This window comes from Spirillospora sp. CA-128828 (assembly GCF_050945415.1).
Taxonomy (GTDB): domain Bacteria; phylum Actinomycetota; class Actinomycetes; order Streptosporangiales; family Streptosporangiaceae; genus Spirillospora.
Genome location: NZ_CP191986.1, coordinates 9582862 through 9599865, shown reverse-complemented (window position 1 = coordinate 9599865; position 17004 = coordinate 9582862). Strand labels below are relative to the sequence as shown.

The following is a 17004-nucleotide window of genomic DNA, read 5'->3' as shown; positions in this document are numbered from 1 at the left end:
GCGCAAGGTCCCCTCCCCACAACTCCGCCGAACGGAGTACCTGACTGCCCGGCCGTCCCACGGGATGCGGCACGCCTCGCAAGGCACTGCCGCGACGCGGAAGACTTACTCTCTCACGAGTTGTCCACAGAGTTGTCCACATGCTGTGCATAGGCATGGGGCACCCTGTGTAAAACCCGCGAGGCGGGTTCCTGGGAACGAGGTCGGCAGAGTTCCGGCCTTCTTCAGGCCGGCCTGCGGGTGGTTCTTGAACGGGGGTTTGAGGGGCTGGAAACCGACATCGGATCGTCGAATTCTTCGAGGAGGTGTCGGCTCGCCCGGACGACCTTAACCCCTGCCGCTCACACTCGCAACATCGTCATCACGGTCCCCGTCCGGCTCCCGCATGGCCGGTGTCCGGCTCGCATCCGGCTCGCGGTGTCCGGCTCGCATCCGGCTCGCGGTGGCCGCCTCCGTTTGACCGGCCACCCGGATAGCCCGTAACGTGCTGAGGTCGAGTCGCATCGACGGAGATGCCGCGTGCCCGCCGGCAGCCCCTCAGGAATGCTCGGGTGGGCCCCCGCTGCGGGGGACCGGACGCGGCCCTCGGTGCGAGCGTTAGACCTTCAAGCCGAACGACCGCAGCCCTGGAGCCTCAAAGTGAGCAAGCGTACCTTCCAGCCGAACAACCGTCGTCGCCACAAGAAGCACGGCTTCCGGCTGCGCATGCGCACGCGCGCGGGCCGCGCGATCCTGTCCAGCCGGCGTGGCAAGGGCCGCGCCCGCATCGCGGTCTGACCCAGACCCTCCCTGTGCTGCCGTCCGGAAACCGGATGCGGCGGCGGGACGACTTCACGTTGGCCGTCCGGCGCGGTCGCCGCGCCGGACGGCCAACTGTCGTCGTTCACCTGCTACGCCCGGACGAGCCCCCAGCGGCGGCCGCGCCGCCGCTGGTCGGGTTCATCGTGGCCCGCACCGTCGGCAACGCCGTCCTCCGCAACGCGGTTCGGCGCCGGCTCCGCCACCTGATGCGCCCGCACGTGGACCGGCTCCCAGCGGGTAGCCTGCTCGTAGTGCGCGCCAACCCCCGCGCGGGAGAGGCGCGTCCAGACGAACTGGCCGCGGATCTGGAGTCGGCGCTCGACCGGCTGCTGCGGCCCGCGTCCAAGGGGCGAAGATGAGGAGTCGGCAGGGGACTGCGTCCCCCGCACAGCACCAGGCGGGCCACCCGGGTCCCGTCGCGGCCGTGCTGATCCTTCTCGTCCGCGCCTACCGCCGCTTCTTGAGTCCCCTGCTCGGGCAGCAGTGCCGCTTCCAGCCCAGCTGCAGCGCGTACGGCCTGGAGGCGCTCCAGGTGCACGGGGCGCTGCGCGGCACATGGCTGACGGCCCGCCGGATCGCGCGGTGCCAACCGTTCCACCCCGGGGGTCACGACCCGGTGCCGCCAAGGAAGAAGTCCGCGGCGGCCCCCGCGAACTCCGGCCGCGAGGAGAGCGGCCCCGCCCTAGCAGAGCCCAAGGAGCTGCCCGGTGCTTGATTGGTTGTACGAGATCGTCTCTCAGCTCATCGTGTGGATTCACACGGGGCTCAGCACGATCGTCCCCAAGGACAGCGGATGGGCGTGGGGCGGCTCGATCATCCTCCTCACCGTCCTGCTGCGGCTCATACTCGTCCCCCTCTTCGTGAAGCAGATCCACGCTTCGCGGAAGATGCAGGAGCTGAACCCGAAGGTTCAGGCGCTGCGCAAGAAATACAAGAACGACAAGCAGCGCCTCAACCAGGAGGTCATGAAGCTCTACCAGGAGAACGGCGCCAACCCGCTGTCGGGCTGCCTGCCGCTCCTGGTGCAGATGCCGATCTTCATCGGGCTGTTCCAGACGCTGAAGCGGATCTCGGACGCCAAGCCGGGGCAGAGCGTCTTCGCCGTCTCGTCCGACCTGGTGGCGAGCGCGCAGAACGCCAACATCTTCGGCGCCCACATCCCGGACACGTTCCTCAACGCGTGGGGCGCCGACCCCAAGTCGTGGACGGCGATCATCGTCACCGGCATCGCCGTGGTGATCAGCTCCTGCACGACGTTCTTCACCGTCCGGGCCAGCATGAAGCGGCAGCCCGTCGCGGACGAGGCCAACCCGATGATGCAGGCGCAGAAGATGATGGTCTTCATGGCGCCGCTGTTCGGCCTGTTCGGCCTCGGCTTCCCGCTGGGCGTCCTCATGTACTGGGTCACGTCCAACAGCTGGACGCTGGCGCAGCAGCACTACATCTACAAGCGGTACCCACCGCCCGGCACGGACGGCGACACCGCGACGACCACCACCACGAAGACCGGCACCAAGACCGGTTCGAAGACGGCGGGCTCGAAGACCACCGGCGGTTCGAAGACCGCGGCGTCCAAGAACGGCCAGGCGTCGTCGGGCATCAAGGCGAGGCTGAAGAAGGAGCCGGAGCCGGAATCGGCCCCGGAGCCCGAGGACAAGCCAAAGGTCGTGCGCAACCAGCCGACCCGCAAGTCGCGCAGCAAGCGCAGCGGCACCCAGAAGCGCTAGTTTGAACCCGGAGAACGTGCCGGAGAAGGAGACCCCGTTGAGCCAGACCGACACCACCGAGGTCGACGTCCAGGCACTCGAGCAGGAAGGCGAGATCGCCGCCGACTACATCGAGGGCCTGCTGGACATCGGTGACTACGACGGCGACATCGACATGGACGTCGAGGGCGAGCGCGCGATCGTCGCCGTCGTCGGAGGTTCCCTGGACGAGCTGGTCGGCAAGCGCGGCGAGGTCCTGGAGGCCCTGCAGGAACTGACCCGGCTGGCCGTCCACCGCCAGACCGGCAACCGCACCCGCCTCATGCTCGACATCGGCGGCTACCGCGAGCGCCGCCGCGCCGAGCTGACCAAGCTCGGCACCGATGTCGCGGACGAGGTCAAGCAGGCCGGCGAGTCCAAGCCGCTGGCCCCGATGACCCCGTTCGAACGCAAGATCGTCCACGACGCGGTGGCCGCCGCCGGCCTCCGCAGCGAGTCCGAGGGGGAGGAACCCGACCGCTACGTGGTCGTCTACCCCGCCTGACCCCGAGAGGCCGCCTCCGGCCCCGACCCGATCACGCGAACGGCCCCGGCGCGGAACACCGCGCCGGGGCCGTCCGCATCCAGTGGAGCATCACTCGCCCGTTCGTCCGTCGATCAGTTCGCGGGCGATGTCGAGGTGGCCGGTGTGGCGTGCGTACTCCTGGAGCAGGTGGAAGAGGATCCGCCCGAGCGAGGGAGCGTCGGCGGGCTTCTGGAAACGGCCGCCGATGCCGGCCGTGTCGGTCATGGCGGCACCCGCCACCAGGTCCCGCGCCTTGTCGACTTCGTCCTGGTAGAAGGCCATGATCTGGGCGGTGGGCCGGTCATCGGGGGTGTCCCATTCGGTGTCGTCGCCCCCGGGTGGGTAGGCCACGACGTCTTCCGCGGCGAAACCCCAGCGCATCCAGCGGCGTTCTACCCAGCCGAGGTGCTGGATCAGGCCGAGCGGTGACCAGCCCAGAGGCTCGACCGGTGTGCGGAGCCGCTCGTCGGAGAGTCCGGAGATCTTCCGCATCAGCGCCTCGCGATACCACTCCAGGTAGCCGACGAGCAGCTCGCGGGTGTCCGAGACGCCGACGCCCGGCCCGTCCAGGAGCGCCGGGACCCGTTCCTGAGGTCTCTGCATCGGCCGAACTTAGCGCTGCGTCCTCAGATCGGGCATCTCGATCGAAGTGGAGGGCCCCGCGCCCTGGCCGGCGCGGGGCCCTCGGAACTCGGTGTGCAACGCCGCCCAAGCACACCGAGTGGGTTGCTATCGCCGCGCCGTCCTGCGCCATCTGCGGCGCTGCGGGATGTGGTCACCGGCGTCCACGACCGACGGGTTGTTCTCCTCGGCGGGGTCCTGTGCGTGAGCGGGATCCTGGGAGAACGCAGGGTCCTGCGCGATGTGTCCGTGCGCCACGCCCTCGTCCGCCGGGTGTTCGATCACACGTTCGACCCGCTCGCCAGGACGGTTGACGGGCGGCGGGTCCTCGATGATGTGCTCTTCCCGGACGATGGTCCCGGGTTCGTCCCCATAGGCCGGGTCCGCGCCGACCACCCTTCCGGCCTGGCGTCGCGGACGCGTGTACCTGAGGGTGAAGCCCATGCTGACCAGCCCCACCAGCATCAGAATCCAGCCGACCAAGTGGATGTCGATGCCGCTGAGGTCGACGCGGAGGGCGAAGGCGAGGATCGCGCCCAGGGCGATGAATGCGAGACTGACTCCGATTCCCATCTGTCGGAGCTCCTTCCGGGGGGCGGTGGGGCGACACTGCAGCCCCTACCCGACGCACCTCGAATATGCGGTGGGGTCATGTGGTTCTCGCCATAGCGCAAGGGTCACCCAACCTCCGCGCCCCTGACTTGTCCACAGGGACGTTTCGCGTGTACGACCCCGCCGGGTTTTGTGGAACGATTCGTCTGGTGGGGATCGCACGTGAGGTTTTCGGTGACGCGCTACCGGTCGCGGAGCGCTATGCGGCGTTCCTTGCGGAGGCCGGGGTCGAGCGCGGCCTCATCGGGCCTCGCGAGGCCGACCGGCTCTGGGAGCGCCATCTGATCAACTGCGCGGTGGTGTCCACGGCGATACCGGAGGACGCCCAGGTCGTCGACATCGGCTCGGGCGCGGGGCTGCCCGGCATCGTCCTCGCGATCGTCCGTCCCGACCTGCGGATCACCCTGCTGGAGCCGCTGCTGCGGCGCACCACGTTCCTGACCGAGTGCGTCGAGATGCTCGACCTGCGGAACGTCGAGGTGCGCCGTGCCCGGGCCGAAGAGGTGGCCAAGGAGTTCTCGGTCGACGTCGCCACGGCGCGGGCGGTCGCGCCCCTCGAACGCCTGGCGAAGTGGGCGCTTCCGCTGCTGCGTCCGGGCGGGGAACTGCTCGCGCTCAAGGGCGAACGGGCCGCGGCCGAGTTGGACGAGGCAGAGCCCGTGCTGAAACGGTTCGGGGTGCGCTCGACAGAACTGCTCCAAGTCGGGCGCGGTATGGTCGATCCGCCGACAACACTCGTCCGTGTGGTCGCCGGCCGAGAAGAGGTTGTCGGGCGACGACAGCGCGCCCCCCGGCGCCCCAAAGGGTCGAGGAAGAGGTCTTCATGAGCACGGGACCAGGACTGGGCCGGCCTGACCGCGCCGACGAAACCCCCGACGAACGGCCGTCCGGCCCGGGCGGTCCCGGCGAGGACGAGGGCGCGCAGGCGCCCGCCGCCGGCGGTGCGCAGTCGGACCCGGGAGCGACGCCGGGCACCGCGCCTTCCGGACACGCGATGTGGGGAAACACGACGTCCGGAACCGCGGAGAACGTCGGCTATGTTCCGACGAACGCCGGCGCCCAGCCGCCGAGTCCGCGCAAGGGACCAGATCAGGGGGAGTCGGAACTCGTGCGAGAGGCGCTCAGGGACGCCAAGGTTTCACATGAAACCACCGTCACCGCGCTCAAGGCCATGGCGGGCCGCAGGGAACGCGAGTGGCCGCGGCCGGACAAATGCCGGGTCATCACCATCGCCAACCAGAAGGGCGGCGTGGGCAAGACCACCAGTTCGGTGAACCTCGCCGCGTCCCTCGCCATGCACGGCGCCCAGGTGCTCGTGGTCGACCTCGACCCCCAGGGCAACGCGTCCACCGCCCTCGGCGTCGATCACCATGCGGAGGTTCCCTCCATCTACGACGTGCTCATCGAGGACATGGCGCTGGCCGACATCGTCGTCGCGGCGCCGGAGATCCCCAACCTGTACTGCGCGCCGGCGACGCTCAACCTCGCCGGCGCCGAGATCGAACTGGTCTCCAAGGTGGCCCGGGAGTCGCGCCTCCGGCGGGCACTGGACGACTACGAGACCGAGAAGTTCGACTATGTGCTGATCGACTGCCCGCCGTCTCTCGGTCTCCTCACGGTCAACGCCCTCGTCGGCGGGGACGAGCTGCTCATCCCGATCCAGTGCGAGTACTACGCGCTGGAGGGCCTCGGGCAGCTCATCCGGACCGTTGATCTCGTCAAGGCGCACCTCAACCAGAGGCTGAAGGTGTCGACGATCCTGCTCACGATGTACGACGCACGGACGCGGCTCGCCGCTCAGGTGGCCGAGGACGTCCGGAACCACTTCGGCGACGTCGTGCTCAACACAGTGATCCCCCGCAGTGTCCGGGTGTCGGAGGCGCCCAGCTATGGGCAGTCCGTCATGACCTACGACCCCGGTTCGAGCGGCGCCCTCGCCTACAGCGAGGCCGCCTCGGAGATGGCCCACGGAGGAGCTGTCCAGTGAGCCAGCAGCGACGCGGTCTGGGCAAGGGGCTCGGCGCCCTCATTCCCACCGCCCCGCCCCCGCCGACGCCCGCCGAACCGGGCAGCGCGGGGGAGCCCGGATTCCCCGGCGACCCCCTCCCGGGTGCTCGCAACGGCACGGCCGCGGAACCGGCTCTCGAACCGGTTGCCGGCGCCCACTTCGCGGAGCTGCCCGTCCGCTCCATCGCGGTCAACCCGCGTCAGCCGCGTGAGCATTTCGACGAGCAGGCCCTGGAGGAGCTCGCCGAGTCGATCGGCATCGTCGGGCTGCTGCAGCCGATCGTCGTCCGCAAGTCCAACTCGGATGAGCACGACTACGAGCTGATCATGGGCGAGCGCCGCTGGCGTGCGTCCCAGATGGCCGGACTGGACGTCATCCCGGCGATCGTCCGCGACACCGGCGACAACGAGCTGCTCCGTGACGCGCTCATGGAGAACCTGCACCGCCAGCAGCTCAACCCGCTGGAGGAGGCGGCCGCGTACCAGCAGCTGCTGGAGGATTTCGGCGCGACGCACGAGCAGCTCGCGGGACGGATCGGCCGGTCGCGTCCGCACATCACCAACACGCTCCGCCTGCTGAACCTGCCGCCCGCCGTCCAGCGCCGGGTGGCCGCTGGAGTGCTGTCCGCCGGTCATGCCCGTGCGCTGCTCTCTCTCGACAGCGTCGAGGCGCAGGAGCACATGGCGCAGCGGATCGTCCAGGAGGGCCTGTCCGTCCGCGCCCTGGAAGAGATGATCGCCCTTCGCGAGGTGGAGGACGAGCCGAAGGGCCCGCGGCAGGGCCGTAGGAAGAAGCCGGTCGCTCCCGGGCTCAAGGAACTCGCCGACCGGCTCTCGGATCGCTATGAGACGAAGGTCCGCGTCGACATGGGCCGGAACAAGGGCAAGATCGTGGTCGAGTTCGCCACGCTGGAGGACCTGGACCGCATCATCAAGTCGATGGCCCCAGAAGACGACGGCGTGGGCGAGCCCTGACGCCCCCTTGCGCCTGATGCGCCCCGGAAGCCGACCGGCTCCGGGGCGCTTCTCGTTGTAGCCGCTCCCCCGATGTTTCTCGTGAAACATCCGCTGTTGGGCTCGGGGCGCAGACCGCGCGGAGGGGCAGATCTCCTCGCGGGACACCGTGCCTTCGACTACGGACGTTGGGCCGCGGCCGCCCAACCACCGTCGGTCGGCCGACAGATCCAGAGGGTTCTCAAAGAGGCTCCGGATGGAGCGCGAGACGGCGTGCCCGCACACAGGTGAACGACGCCTGCCCGTCGCGAACCCAGTCCCCGAACTCGGCGCCGACGAGACGGAGCGGCCGTCGCTGTGCGAGCAGGCCCGCGACCCGCTCCCTGGTGTCGACCGACTCGGCGGCGCGCTCACCGGCGCCGGCGCCGTCCTGCTGACCAGCGCCTACCGGCGGTCGGCCACGTGGGCGTGGGTGCCGCCGGACGGCGTCGCCGCCACAGACGCGCGGGCGTTCGCGCTGCTGGGCCGCAAGCCGCCCACGTCCGCGGTGAAATGGCCCCATACCGGCGCCGTGATCAGCGTGCCCGCGGGCCGGAACGTTCGTAGTTGTGTCGCTCATGTCGGTTCGGGCCCGGAGATCAGCTGGGCCACGACAACTTCGCGAACTCGTTTGGGCGCCGGGGAGCTTCCATCGGTTCGTCCGTGAGACGGCGATCCACCCAGCCTCCCCCTCTACCGACGAACTCATCGTCATCCTCCACAGTGCCGCCGGCACACGACGCCTTGCTTCCGCGGCCCAGGCACCGCTCCTTCTCCTGGACGCCGTTGTGCACGCGCAGGACGTCTTCGTTCCCCTCGGCCCGCGGACTTCCCGGGCCAGAGCATCCGGTATGCGTTGCGGCTGACCGCATCGAGCAGGGCCTGCCAACCCTCGGGTCCGGCGCCAAAGCGCCTTCGCGGGCTCAATGTCGAGGCAACCGAAACAGGCTGGTCGCGTGGTGACGGGCCAGCCGTCAACAGTTCATTGGAGGCCATCGTCCTCAGCATCTCTGGATGAACCTCCGGCGCCCTTCCGTCCCTCCGGGGGAGCTTGGCGGTCTTGGCCACCCGAACCTCGACCCGGACTGGGGCTACAGAACCCGATGCCTGACCGTCCCATGGCTCGCCTGGCCGCGCTCCCGAGAGGACATGTATGTGTGGGCCGCCGCGGGCATGGGTCTCAGGCAGATCCGAGGCTCGCCCAGCCCATTTTCACCCTGGGAGCCAGGCCACTGGATGCTGCCGGACCGCACGTGTCATCGGACAGGACGCCGCACCGAACATCCCTCCAACCCCCCGCGCCAAGCGGGCGAGCCGCCGAACTTCATGCTCTTCGGGAACCCGCTTGCCCTCGCGCCGTGACGGCGATCAGCTTGGCAACCCCCACGTATGTCGGCGTCCCTGGGCACGGTTTCACGTGAAACACAGGACCAAGCTGGATGGCGCCGCGACCCCGGCTCTGCCCGTTCCGGCACCCGTTGTGCGGCGGGCCGTCCTGTGATTCACAGAGCGGGGGTTCCCAGGCTGGGTGGACACCGATCACCTACTCCGACTCCCACCACCAAGGCCTACTCAGCGCAATCGGCTACCAAGTTCGGCACTGGGTGGAAGCGTCCCAACGGCTTCGTTGTAAGAGCCAGTACCGGGCTCACAGCTCACAATCCGGTCCTCAACGGCTCCTAACATCTCCTCGGCGCAGCTCGACGTTCTCAGATCGGCCTCGTTTCACATGAAACAAGGGGCCGGACGTTGGGCCGCGGCCAGCCAACAAACGTCGGTCGGCCGGCAGATCCAGGGGGCTTTGAGAGGCTCCGGATGGAGCGCGAGGAGGCGTGGCGGCACATAGGCGAACGACGCCTGGCCGTCGCGAATCCACTTCCCGGATTCGCCGCCGACGAGACGGAGCGGCGTACCGGGTGCGCGGGGAGGAGCGTTGTGGAGCACGAAGCCGAGCGAATGCCGCCGGATGCGCCGAGACGAAGCCGGTCGTGCTGGGACGGGAGAACGAGTGCATCGTCATGGCGAGCGGTTCGAGTGCCCAACGGGCAGGTGTGGCGATCGCGGTTCCGCTGACTGCCCGTGCAGCACGTCTTCCGAATCCGATGGCCACCGCGATCCGCGGCTTGTGGTCGTCCCGGGACAATGTCGACCGCATCACACCACTCTCGCCCGAACCTTGGCGCCCTTTTCAACTCCCGGCGGGACCGGAGCCCAGGAGGCGCAATCAGTCGATTCCGGTGCACGCCTGCCTTCTCAAGAGCGACCCCGCGAGCCGTTCCTCTTGGCCGGATCCCCTGATCCGCGAGATCGGTCATGACGCCGCCGCACGCGATGGTCGCCGAGACGCTCTCTGTCCGGCGTGACTGGATGCCATGTCCTGATCGAGCGGGTATCGGTGCCTCGCCGCAGCCGGTCCGGTGGTCTGGCACGTGTTGTAGTGAGGGCGACTCGACGGACCTTCCAGTAGGGCCGTGACAGCTGCCCAAGTCTGCGGGAGCGCCGGAGTCCTAACCGCGAACTGTCACTGCTGCGGTTCGTCGGCGAAGAGCAGGGAGTCGAGCCCTCTGCGCACTCCGGCTTGTCCGCCTACGTGACGTACCGCCAGGATGGTCCCGGCCGCATAGGGGGTCGGATCGGAGCCGGCGTCGTGTCGCATGATCAGGCGTTCGCCGGAACCGCCGAACACGATCTCGGTGGAGACCACGAAGCTGGGTAGCCGCACCGAGTGGACACGGCTCCCGGCCACGTCGGCGCCGCGTGCCTCCGCCGGTCCGTGCAACTCGGTCAGAGGCACGCCCGGCTCGGGAGTTCCGACGGTTCCGAGCGTCTCGGCCAGTTCCCGGGCGGTGCCGCTGGGCACATCCGGCTTTGTGGCACTGGCGTAGTCGATGATCTCCCAGTGGCCCAGGTGCTCCGCGGCCATCGTGGCCGCCCGGCGCAGCATCGCCGCCATCACGGAGAAGTTGCCTGCCGCAATCACTCCGACATTGTTGTCGCGGGCCATCCGGTCGAGTTCTGCGTAGTCGTCGGCCGTCAGTCCGCTCGACCCGACAACCACGTTCACGCCGGCTCGCACCGCCGTCCATACGTTGTCCTTGACGATCGCGGCGCTGGTGTAGTCCACCAGCACGTCGACGGCCGCGGCATCCAGCGCCTCGGCGACCGATGCGTACACCATTCCGGTGCTAGCCGAACCGACGGCTTCCGTCAGACTCCTCCCAGCCGCCGTCCTGGACACCCCGGCGGTCAGCGCCAGATCGTCGGCTTCATCGAGCGCCGTAAGGATCGGCCCGGCAGTCCAGCCGGTAACCCCGGCAAAGCACACATTGATCATGCCGTCACTGTAGAAGACACCGACGACGGGCAGCCGCCGCGTAGCCGCTGCCGCTGAGCACTCTCCGAGGGACCTGTCGACGCCTGGCCGTCCTCGCAGTGTCGTCCCCCGTGGCGCTCTTCCCGTGAGACGGATCGTTGTGTTGGGCGGGTGTGGCCAGCGTGGACGCGACATCGGCTTTACGTGTCGAGGCGGTCAGCCGAGCAACGTGTGGCTCGTGCCCCCGTTGTGGTTGCGGATGGCGTCGGTCCGCCCGAGCGCGTCCGCCATGTAGTCGATCGGCCGGAGCTCGACCGTTCCAGGGCGGAGGCCTTCACAGGTTGCTCCAGGGCCTGTCCTGCTGCCAGTGTCGCGACGCGGCCGAGGCCACGCCGGCCCGGGGGCGCGCCGGAAGCGTGGACGCGCCGAGCGATGGGTGGCCTTCAGTGCTGCGCTGGACGAACGGTCGGGCGCCGCGCGGCACGAGCGGTCCTGGGCGTGGCGGCCGGCGCCCTGCTGAGCGCGAGGCCCCGCCCGCGCCCGCAGGCCGCCGCATCACGCCGTCCGGCAGGTCGCGCGCGGCGCGTTCGCGGTCACACGCCGTTCTGTTTCACGTGAAACACGTGATGCAGCCACTGGGTGGCACGCGGGCGCCTCGGATCACTCAGACCACAACCACTGCGACAAATCCAGCGAGATCGCGCCACCCTTGCTGGCGATGAGTTCCAGCTGGGGTGCAAGTCTGTTCTGGTGACCGTCGTGGGACGACGTACGACGCTGCCCGGCACGAGACACCACGGAGGACCCCATGACGAACACGCCGGACGACCCGACCAGCGCGCTGCCCGGCCGCCCGCCAGTGGTCGACATGGCCACCTGGCAGGCCGCCCGTGACGAACTCCTGGTCCGCGAGAAGGCCCACACCCGCGAGGGTGACGCTCTCGCCGCGGCTCGCCGCCGACTGCCGATGGTGGAGCTCGACGGGACGGTAGAGGTCGTCGGACCCGACGGCCCGGTGCCCTTCCTGGACCTGTTCCAGGGCCGTAACGAACTCGTGGTGTACAAGCACATGTGGTACGACGGCGCGCCGCACCAGGGGCAGTGCGAGGGCTGCACCACCACGGCCTGGCACATGAAGGACGCCGTCTACCTCAACGCCCGCGGCGTCTCGTTCGCCATCCTGACCACGGGCCGGTGGGACGAGGTGGCCTCCTACGTCGAGTTCATGGGCTACACCCAGCCTTGGTACTCGGTGCGCGACGTGGACGCGCCGGTCGGAGGCAGCATGGGTTACATCACCTGCTTCCTGCGCGACGGCGACCGCGTGTTCCTCACCTACTCCACGACGGGCCGGGGCAACGAGCCGGTCAATGGGTCCCTCAGCCTGCTCGACATGACGCCCTACGGCCGCCGCGAGGGATGGGAGGACGACCCCGAAGGCTGGCCCGAGGCCCCTCAGGTCGGCTCACCGGTCGGTGGACACGGCTCGCCGATCTGCTGGTACTGGCGCTCGGACGCCGACGGTGTCGCCGCCTGGGGCTCGACCAGCCGCCCCGTGCCGCAGTGGACCCGCCCCGGCGCTACCCCGGTGGACACCCTCGGCCGGCACGGCAACGACCACTGACGCGCCCTCACCGACGGCGTCGGGAATGGGGCTAGGTGCCGGGCAGAACATTCGGACGATGCGAACCGCCCTGCACGCGCCCGGTTGGTGAGCGGTTCGCCCGGAAAGGTGAAGCGCTGCTCCTGGCCGCAGAGGAGCTGTCCAGGCTCGCCAGTCCTGCCAGGTGTTCGAATGCCGGTACTCGTCAGGCCCGGCTGATGGCCGGGCGGTGATCGCCTTCTAGCCGGATTCGCCGATGACCGACGGCGGCGGGCCGGGACACACCGCTGCCACTCGGCCACGCGGCCCAGGGCCGAAGTCCAGGCCCGCCGACGCCGTGGGTCCCGATGACCGGGGACCACCGGGCGGGGCAGGGCCGGCCCGAGAAGCTGGACCGGCGCCCGGCTTTGGGCGCGATCTTCCACATGGTCCGCGGTGGGATCGCCTGACGGGCCCGGTCGGCCGATTTCCCACCGCACCAGAGCCCGTCTACGCCTTGTTCCACCGGTGGACCCTCTGCGCGCCGGCGTGATGCCGGGATCCACACAACCTGCGCGCACGTGCGGGTCTGGCCGACGGCGGCGGCCTGGTACCGACCGCAGCCGTGCTCGGTTCGCCGATGCGTCCCGACCGTCAGGCAGCGGGTATTTCGGCGGCAAGAGCCGCAAGCGGCACGGCGCGGTCGACACCGGTGGACTGCTGGCGGCCGCTGTCGTCACGACCGTTTCCCTTTGCAGGGGCCGCGATCAAGCGTTCCGCTCGCCGCCGCGCTGCGCAAGGCGTTCTCCACGATCACTCTGGGGTGGGCCGATGCCGGGTATACAGGCCCGCTCGCCAACGTCGCGCGCATCCCGGACACGGACCCAAATGGAAGGCACTTCGGGCGTGGCGAGCCGGCGCAGCGCGGCGGGGTAGGGGAATCGCCGCTGGTCCCCTTCCAGTGTGGGCGGTCTCTCCATCGTGGCGATTGACGGTTCGGGCGGTGCGGCCGTACGGGGCGATCTGCCGGATAGTGGTGCGTGCGTGTCATTTCCGGCAACGGTCTCGCGGGTGACGTCCAGAGGGCATCGTCGCCCTTGTCCCGGACGAGCTCAGCTGCTCCGGAAGTGATCGGCAGGAGAGTGATGGCCTGGGCCTTGATGCCGCCGGACTCTTCCTTCAACAGGTCGAAGCCGTCGCGGAAGGACGGGCTCGGACAGCCGAGGAGAGCCTGGACCTGCGTTCCCTCCAAGAGAGGCTCGTCATTGTCGACCACGAAGCCGTAGTGGATGAGTGTGCTCGGCTTGTGGATGATCGTTTGGGCCAAGGAGTCGGCAAAGTGCCGGGCGATGTAGCGTTGTTCCTCCCACAGGGTGCACACCAGTTCGACCGGAGCCAGGGCGGTGACGTCCTGGGAACGCAACCCGTCGGCGGCCACCGTGCTCAGTGGCGGGCTCTCCTTGTGGAATTCGAGCAGACCATAGCCGAGGTCCTGGACATCCTCCCGCCCCACACACTCGCCGAGGTGCCGCCTGAGGTGGCCGTGGTAGGCGTCGTCCGATCATGTGCGTGCCCGTCACCCGGGTCCGGCTGATGTTCGGTCAGGGGGTGGATTGTTCTGGGGGCAGGCTTCGCTGCACGAGTGCGTCGATGATCTTCTCGATGCCGTGGGGCTCCAGCAGCCCCGGGACCGTCAGGTCGTCCACGATGACGCCGAGCATCGCGGTGTAGAGGAGCAGCACGGTGTCCTGGTCGCCGGGTAGGCCGGCGTCCAGGTGCCAGGCGATGTTGGCGTCCAGCATCGCGGTGAAGGTGCGGGTGAGGTCCTCCTGCAGCTCCGGACGGCGGGTGGCCTCCAGGCGCAGTTCGAGCATGGCGAGGTGGCTGCTGCGGTCGGCTCGCATCCTCTCCAGCAGCTGGCGCAGCAGGGCGGCGGTCAGCTCGGTGGTGGGCTCGGCCTTCATGGTCTCGGCCAGCGCGTCCGGGTCCGGCGTGAGGCGCTCGTGGGTGCGGGCCATGATCTGGCGGAGCAACTCGGCCCGGTTTGCGAAGTAGTTGGTGGTGGTGCCGGTGGGGACACCGGCCTGCTTGTCGACCGCGCGCAGGGTGAGTCCACGCGACCCCTCCTCGGCGAGGACCTCGATGGCGGCGTCGAGTAGCGCGGTGCGGCGGGCGGTGTTCTGTCGCATCTCATCTCCTGGCGATCGTCAAGCTTGACACCACTGCATATGCAGTACTATGTTCTAACCACTGCAAACAGAGTACCTCAGATGAAGTCCGGTAGGAGGAATCCGAGATGCGAGTTCAGACCAAGCGCCGGCCCCGCCCGCAGTACCCCCCGATGCCGCGTTCCCTGCCCCGCCCTCGCCCGCTCCCCAAGCCCGGCACCCGTCGCTGACCGACGGCGGCCGGTCAGCGAGTCCCCACCGAAAGAGAGGCCCACATGCGCAAGCTCACCTACTACGTCGGCGTCACTCTCGACGGCTTCATCGCCGGACCCGGCGACGAATTCGACTTCCTCCCCATCGAGCCCGACGTGACCGCGGCCATGAACGCCGAGCAGCCCGAGACCGTCCCCGGAGCCTTCCGGGAGGCTGTCGGGGTGGCGGGGGCGCCCAACAAGCGTTTCGACACGGTGGTGATGGGCCGCGGCACCTACGAGCCGGCGCTGAAGGTCGGCATCACCGATCCGTACCCGCAGCTGAAGACGTACGTCTTCTCGCGCACCCTGCCCGCCACGGACGAGCGCGTGACCGTGGTCGCGCAAGACCCGGCCGCCCATGTCCGCGAGCTCAAGCACCAGGACGGGATGGACATCTGGCTGTGCGGCGGCGGCAGGCTCGCCGCCGTGCTGCGGGACGAGATCGACGAACTGGTCCTCAAGCGCTACCCGCTCATCATCGGCTCGGGCCGCCCGCTCTTCGACGGCCCGTTCCACCCGGACCGCTTCACGCAGGCGCAGACCCGCGTGTTCGAGTCGGGTGCGGTGATATCGAGGTACGTGAAGGCGGCCTAGCGCGCCTTTCGGACGTGCCGGCACGGCCACTGCCCGGCTCGATGGCTGCGACGAGCAGGACCCGACCGGGAATCCCGTTGACCACGGCGATCCCGCACGACGAGCTCGCCCCAGCCGCAGGGCATCTCAATCGAACTGATCAGCCGGCCCTCCTTCGACCCGCCTTGGCCACCCCCGAAGCGAGGCGTCGAGCCAGAAAGGCAGACTTGCTTCGATCGCCACATCAGAAGCAACGGAAGGACTGGCACATATGACCTTCACTCAAGCCGAACTCGACTACCTGGCCACCCAGCAACTCGGGCGGCTGGCCACCGTCTCTCCCGACGGGCAGGTGCAGAACAACCCGACCAACTTCTTCCTCGACGCCGATACCGGCACGATCGTCATCGGCGGGGGCGCGCTGGGCGGGACGAAGAAGTTCCGGAACGTCCAGCAGGGCAGCACGGTCGCGTTCGTCGTGGACGACCTGGCGACGGTCGATCCGTGGGCGCCGCGGGGCATCGAGATCCGGGGCGAGGCAGTGGCGCTCACCGACCAGGAGCCGCCCATACCCGGCATGTCGCGAGAGGTCATCAGGATCACCCCCACCAAGATCGTCTCGTGGAATCTGGACGGGCCGCGAGCGAGCCGCGCGGTATGAGGTAGGGCCGGGTACCCACGATCGACCGTCAAGTTCCGTACCGATCCTCCGTTGAGGTCCACCCCGCCCGGGCCGATGGGCCTCCTGGCCGCGATCATCTGATCGGGCCCGTCGAGACCGCCGTTCAGCGGTCGTCGCCGGAGCAGTGGACGAGGTGGTCCCCAGCCGGCCTTCGAAGGTCAGACGTGGGCCTGGAGCAGGGATTCGCAGACTTCGCCGAGGTCCAGGCCGGCGACGCTGATGGCGCGGGGGAGAAGGCTGGTCTCGGTCATTCCGGGGGCGACGTTGACCTCCAGGAACTGGACTTCGCCGTCCGAGGACACGATGAGGTCGGTCCGGGACAGGTCACGGAGGCCCAGGGCCCGGTGGGCGGTGACGGCGGCGGCGGTGGCCTGGGCGGTCGCCTCCGCGGAGAGACGAGCCGGGGTGACGAACTCGGTGTCACCGGCGTCGTAACGGGCCGTGTAGTCGTAGAGGCCGCCCGGAGCGACGATCTCGACCGCGGGGAGCGCGGTGGGGACGCCGTCGAGCTCGATGACGCTGACCGCCACCTCGGTGCCGGAGACGTAGCGTTCGACGAGCGCGGCATCGCCGTAGGCGAAGCAGCCCACCATGGCGGCGGACAGTTCCGACGGCTCGCGGACGACCGAAGCGCCGAGGGCCGAGCCGCCACGGGTGGGCTTCACGAAGAGCGGAAGGCCAAGGCTCCGGACGATCCTGTCCAGGACGGAGGCGGCGCCGAGGTCGTGGAAGACCTCCTTCGGCAGGGCGACGGAGTCGGGAGTCCGCAGGCCGGCGCGACGGACGACGGACTTGGCGGTCGGCTTGTCCCAAACGACGCGACACGCGTCGGGACGGGCGCCGACATAGGGAACGTCCAGGAGTTCGAGGACGTCGCGGATGGAGCCGTCCTCCCCCGCGGCGCCGTGCAGGACGGGCAGCACGACGTCCGGCGGGTCGTCGGTCAGGGCGTCCAGGAGCGTCGCGTCGGTGTCGCGGAGCTCCACCGGGATGTCGCGGGCGCGTAGGGCGTCCGCGACGCGCCGTCCGGACCGGAGCGACACCTCCCGCTCATAGGAGAGGCCCCCCGCGAGGACGACGACATGCCCGAGTTCCACTGCTGATGCCCCTTGTTTCACGTGAAACGG

18 protein-coding genes are annotated in these 17004 nt (G+C 69.2%); 12 read left to right on the top strand and 6 right to left on the bottom strand.

Annotation, left to right across the window (positions count from 1 at the left end):
- Positions 1-639 precede the first annotated feature (639 nt).
- From rpmH to ACQPXG_RS46200, 5 genes are read left to right on the top strand one after another with little or no spacing between them, the layout of a single operon-like run.
- The gene (gene rpmH, locus ACQPXG_RS46220; protein WP_021592695.1) at positions 640-777 is read left to right on the top strand and encodes a 50S ribosomal protein L34; all 138 of its coding nucleotides are present in this window, start codon (positions 640-642) and stop codon (positions 775-777) included.
- A gap of 35 nt (positions 778-812) precedes the next feature.
- Positions 813-1160, top strand: a complete 348-nt coding sequence (rnpA, locus tag ACQPXG_RS46215) for a ribonuclease P protein component (protein ID WP_433465488.1) — start codon at positions 813-815, stop codon at positions 1158-1160.
- Positions 1157-1516 (top strand): membrane protein insertion efficiency factor YidD, encoded by a 360-nt coding sequence (gene yidD, locus ACQPXG_RS46210; protein ID WP_433465487.1) that lies wholly within the window; start codon positions 1157-1159, stop codon positions 1514-1516. Before rnpA ends, yidD begins: the two co-directional genes overlap by 4 nt.
- Complete coding sequence (gene yidC / locus ACQPXG_RS46205; RefSeq protein ID WP_433465486.1) at positions 1509-2528, top strand: membrane protein insertase YidC; 1020 nt, start codon at positions 1509-1511, stop codon at positions 2526-2528. The genes yidD and yidC overlap by 8 nt, the downstream gene beginning before the upstream one ends.
- A 37-nt stretch (positions 2529-2565) precedes the next feature.
- Positions 2566-3051 (top strand): protein jag, encoded by a 486-nt coding sequence (locus ACQPXG_RS46200; RefSeq protein WP_433465485.1) that lies wholly within the window; start codon positions 2566-2568, stop codon positions 3049-3051.
- Between the two features lie 90 nt (positions 3052-3141).
- Here ACQPXG_RS46200 and ACQPXG_RS46195 read toward each other — a convergent pair whose 3' ends face one another.
- Entirely contained in the window at positions 3142-3675 is a 534-nt protein-coding gene (locus tag ACQPXG_RS46195) for a DinB family protein (protein WP_433465484.1), read from the bottom strand.
- Positions 3676-3801: 126 nt separating this feature from the next.
- The gene (locus tag ACQPXG_RS46190; RefSeq protein ID WP_433465483.1) at positions 3802-4266 is read right to left on the bottom strand and encodes a DUF6458 family protein; all 465 of its coding nucleotides are present in this window, start codon (positions 4264-4266) and stop codon (positions 3802-3804) included.
- A gap of 188 nt (positions 4267-4454) precedes the next feature.
- Between ACQPXG_RS46190 and rsmG the strand changes: the two genes are divergently transcribed.
- From rsmG to ACQPXG_RS46170, 4 genes are all read left to right on the top strand, one after another.
- Entirely contained in the window at positions 4455-5132 is a 678-nt protein-coding gene (rsmG, locus tag ACQPXG_RS46185; RefSeq protein ID WP_433465482.1) for a 16S rRNA (guanine(527)-N(7))-methyltransferase RsmG, read from the top strand.
- Positions 5133-5476: 344 nt separating this feature from the next.
- Positions 5477-6292 (top strand): ParA family protein, encoded by an 816-nt coding sequence (locus ACQPXG_RS46180; RefSeq protein WP_433470175.1) that lies wholly within the window; start codon positions 5477-5479, stop codon positions 6290-6292.
- Positions 6289-7287 (top strand): ParB/RepB/Spo0J family partition protein, encoded by a 999-nt coding sequence (locus ACQPXG_RS46175; RefSeq protein WP_433465481.1) that lies wholly within the window; start codon positions 6289-6291, stop codon positions 7285-7287. The genes ACQPXG_RS46180 and ACQPXG_RS46175 overlap by 4 nt, the downstream gene beginning before the upstream one ends.
- 235 nt (positions 7288-7522) lie before the next feature.
- Positions 7523-7972: a hypothetical protein gene (locus ACQPXG_RS46170; protein ID WP_433465480.1), complete on the top strand. Its 450-nt coding sequence runs from the start codon at positions 7523-7525 to the stop codon at positions 7970-7972.
- Between the two features lie 1854 nt (positions 7973-9826).
- Here ACQPXG_RS46170 and dapB read toward each other — a convergent pair.
- On the bottom strand, positions 9827-10639 hold the full coding sequence (dapB, locus tag ACQPXG_RS46165) for a 4-hydroxy-tetrahydrodipicolinate reductase (protein ID WP_433465479.1): 813 nt from the start codon (positions 10637-10639) through the stop codon (positions 9827-9829).
- Between the two features lie 787 nt (positions 10640-11426).
- Here dapB and ACQPXG_RS46160 point away from each other — a divergent pair.
- A complete protein-coding gene (locus ACQPXG_RS46160; protein ID WP_433465478.1) occupies positions 11427-12242 on the top strand; it encodes a DUF899 domain-containing protein in 816 nt (271 codons plus the stop codon).
- Positions 12243-12936: 694 nt separating this feature from the next.
- Here the strand turns inward: ACQPXG_RS46160 and ACQPXG_RS46155 are convergent.
- Both ACQPXG_RS46155 and ACQPXG_RS46150 read right to left on the bottom strand, forming a co-directional pair.
- The gene (locus tag ACQPXG_RS46155; protein ID WP_433465477.1) at positions 12937-13713 is read right to left on the bottom strand and encodes a hypothetical protein; all 777 of its coding nucleotides are present in this window, start codon (positions 13711-13713) and stop codon (positions 12937-12939) included.
- A gap of 88 nt (positions 13714-13801) precedes the next feature.
- Entirely contained in the window at positions 13802-14389 is a 588-nt protein-coding gene (locus ACQPXG_RS46150) for a TetR/AcrR family transcriptional regulator (RefSeq protein ID WP_433465476.1), read from the bottom strand.
- A gap of 254 nt (positions 14390-14643) precedes the next feature.
- Between ACQPXG_RS46150 and ACQPXG_RS46145 the strand changes: the two genes are divergently transcribed.
- Both ACQPXG_RS46145 and ACQPXG_RS46140 read left to right on the top strand, forming a co-directional pair.
- Positions 14644-15216, top strand: coding sequence for a dihydrofolate reductase family protein (locus ACQPXG_RS46145; protein WP_433465475.1), 573 nt, complete (start codon positions 14644-14646; stop codon positions 15214-15216).
- 250 nt (positions 15217-15466) lie between these two features.
- Positions 15467-15856: a PPOX class F420-dependent oxidoreductase gene (locus tag ACQPXG_RS46140; RefSeq protein WP_433465474.1), complete on the top strand. Its 390-nt coding sequence runs from the start codon at positions 15467-15469 to the stop codon at positions 15854-15856.
- Between the two features lie 179 nt (positions 15857-16035).
- Here ACQPXG_RS46140 and ACQPXG_RS46135 read toward each other — a convergent pair whose 3' ends face one another.
- Positions 16036-16974, bottom strand: a complete 939-nt coding sequence (locus ACQPXG_RS46135; protein ID WP_433465473.1) for a D-alanine--D-alanine ligase family protein — start codon at positions 16972-16974, stop codon at positions 16036-16038.
- Positions 16975-17004: the final 30 nt, after the last annotated feature.

What these genes read in the sequence shown, in the direction of transcription:
- ACQPXG_RS46170 (WP_433465480.1), top strand. Translation starts at nt 7,523, where the DNA reads ATGGAGCGCGAGACGGCGTGCCCGCACACAGGTGAACGACGCCTGCCC.
- dapB (WP_433465479.1), bottom strand. Translation starts at nt 10,639, where the DNA reads ATGATCAATGTGTGCTTTGCCGGGGTTACCGGCTGGACTGCCGGGCCG.
- ACQPXG_RS46145 (WP_433465475.1), top strand. Translation starts at nt 14,644, where the DNA reads ATGCGCAAGCTCACCTACTACGTCGGCGTCACTCTCGACGGCTTCATC.
- ACQPXG_RS46190 (WP_433465483.1), bottom strand. Translation starts at nt 4,266, where the DNA reads ATGGGAATCGGAGTCAGTCTCGCATTCATCGCCCTGGGCGCGATCCTC.
- ACQPXG_RS46180 (WP_433470175.1), top strand. Translation starts at nt 5,477, where the DNA reads ATGGCGGGCCGCAGGGAACGCGAGTGGCCGCGGCCGGACAAATGCCGG.
- yidD (WP_433465487.1), top strand. Translation starts at nt 1,157, where the DNA reads ATGAGGAGTCGGCAGGGGACTGCGTCCCCCGCACAGCACCAGGCGGGC.
- ACQPXG_RS46195 (WP_433465484.1), bottom strand. Translation starts at nt 3,675, where the DNA reads ATGCAGAGACCTCAGGAACGGGTCCCGGCGCTCCTGGACGGGCCGGGC.
- rnpA (WP_433465488.1), top strand. Translation starts at nt 813, where the DNA reads ATGCGGCGGCGGGACGACTTCACGTTGGCCGTCCGGCGCGGTCGCCGC.
- ACQPXG_RS46160 (WP_433465478.1), top strand. Translation starts at nt 11,427, where the DNA reads ATGACGAACACGCCGGACGACCCGACCAGCGCGCTGCCCGGCCGCCCG.
- ACQPXG_RS46150 (WP_433465476.1), bottom strand. Translation starts at nt 14,389, where the DNA reads ATGCGACAGAACACCGCCCGCCGCACCGCGCTACTCGACGCCGCCATC.
- ACQPXG_RS46140 (WP_433465474.1), top strand. Translation starts at nt 15,467, where the DNA reads ATGACCTTCACTCAAGCCGAACTCGACTACCTGGCCACCCAGCAACTC.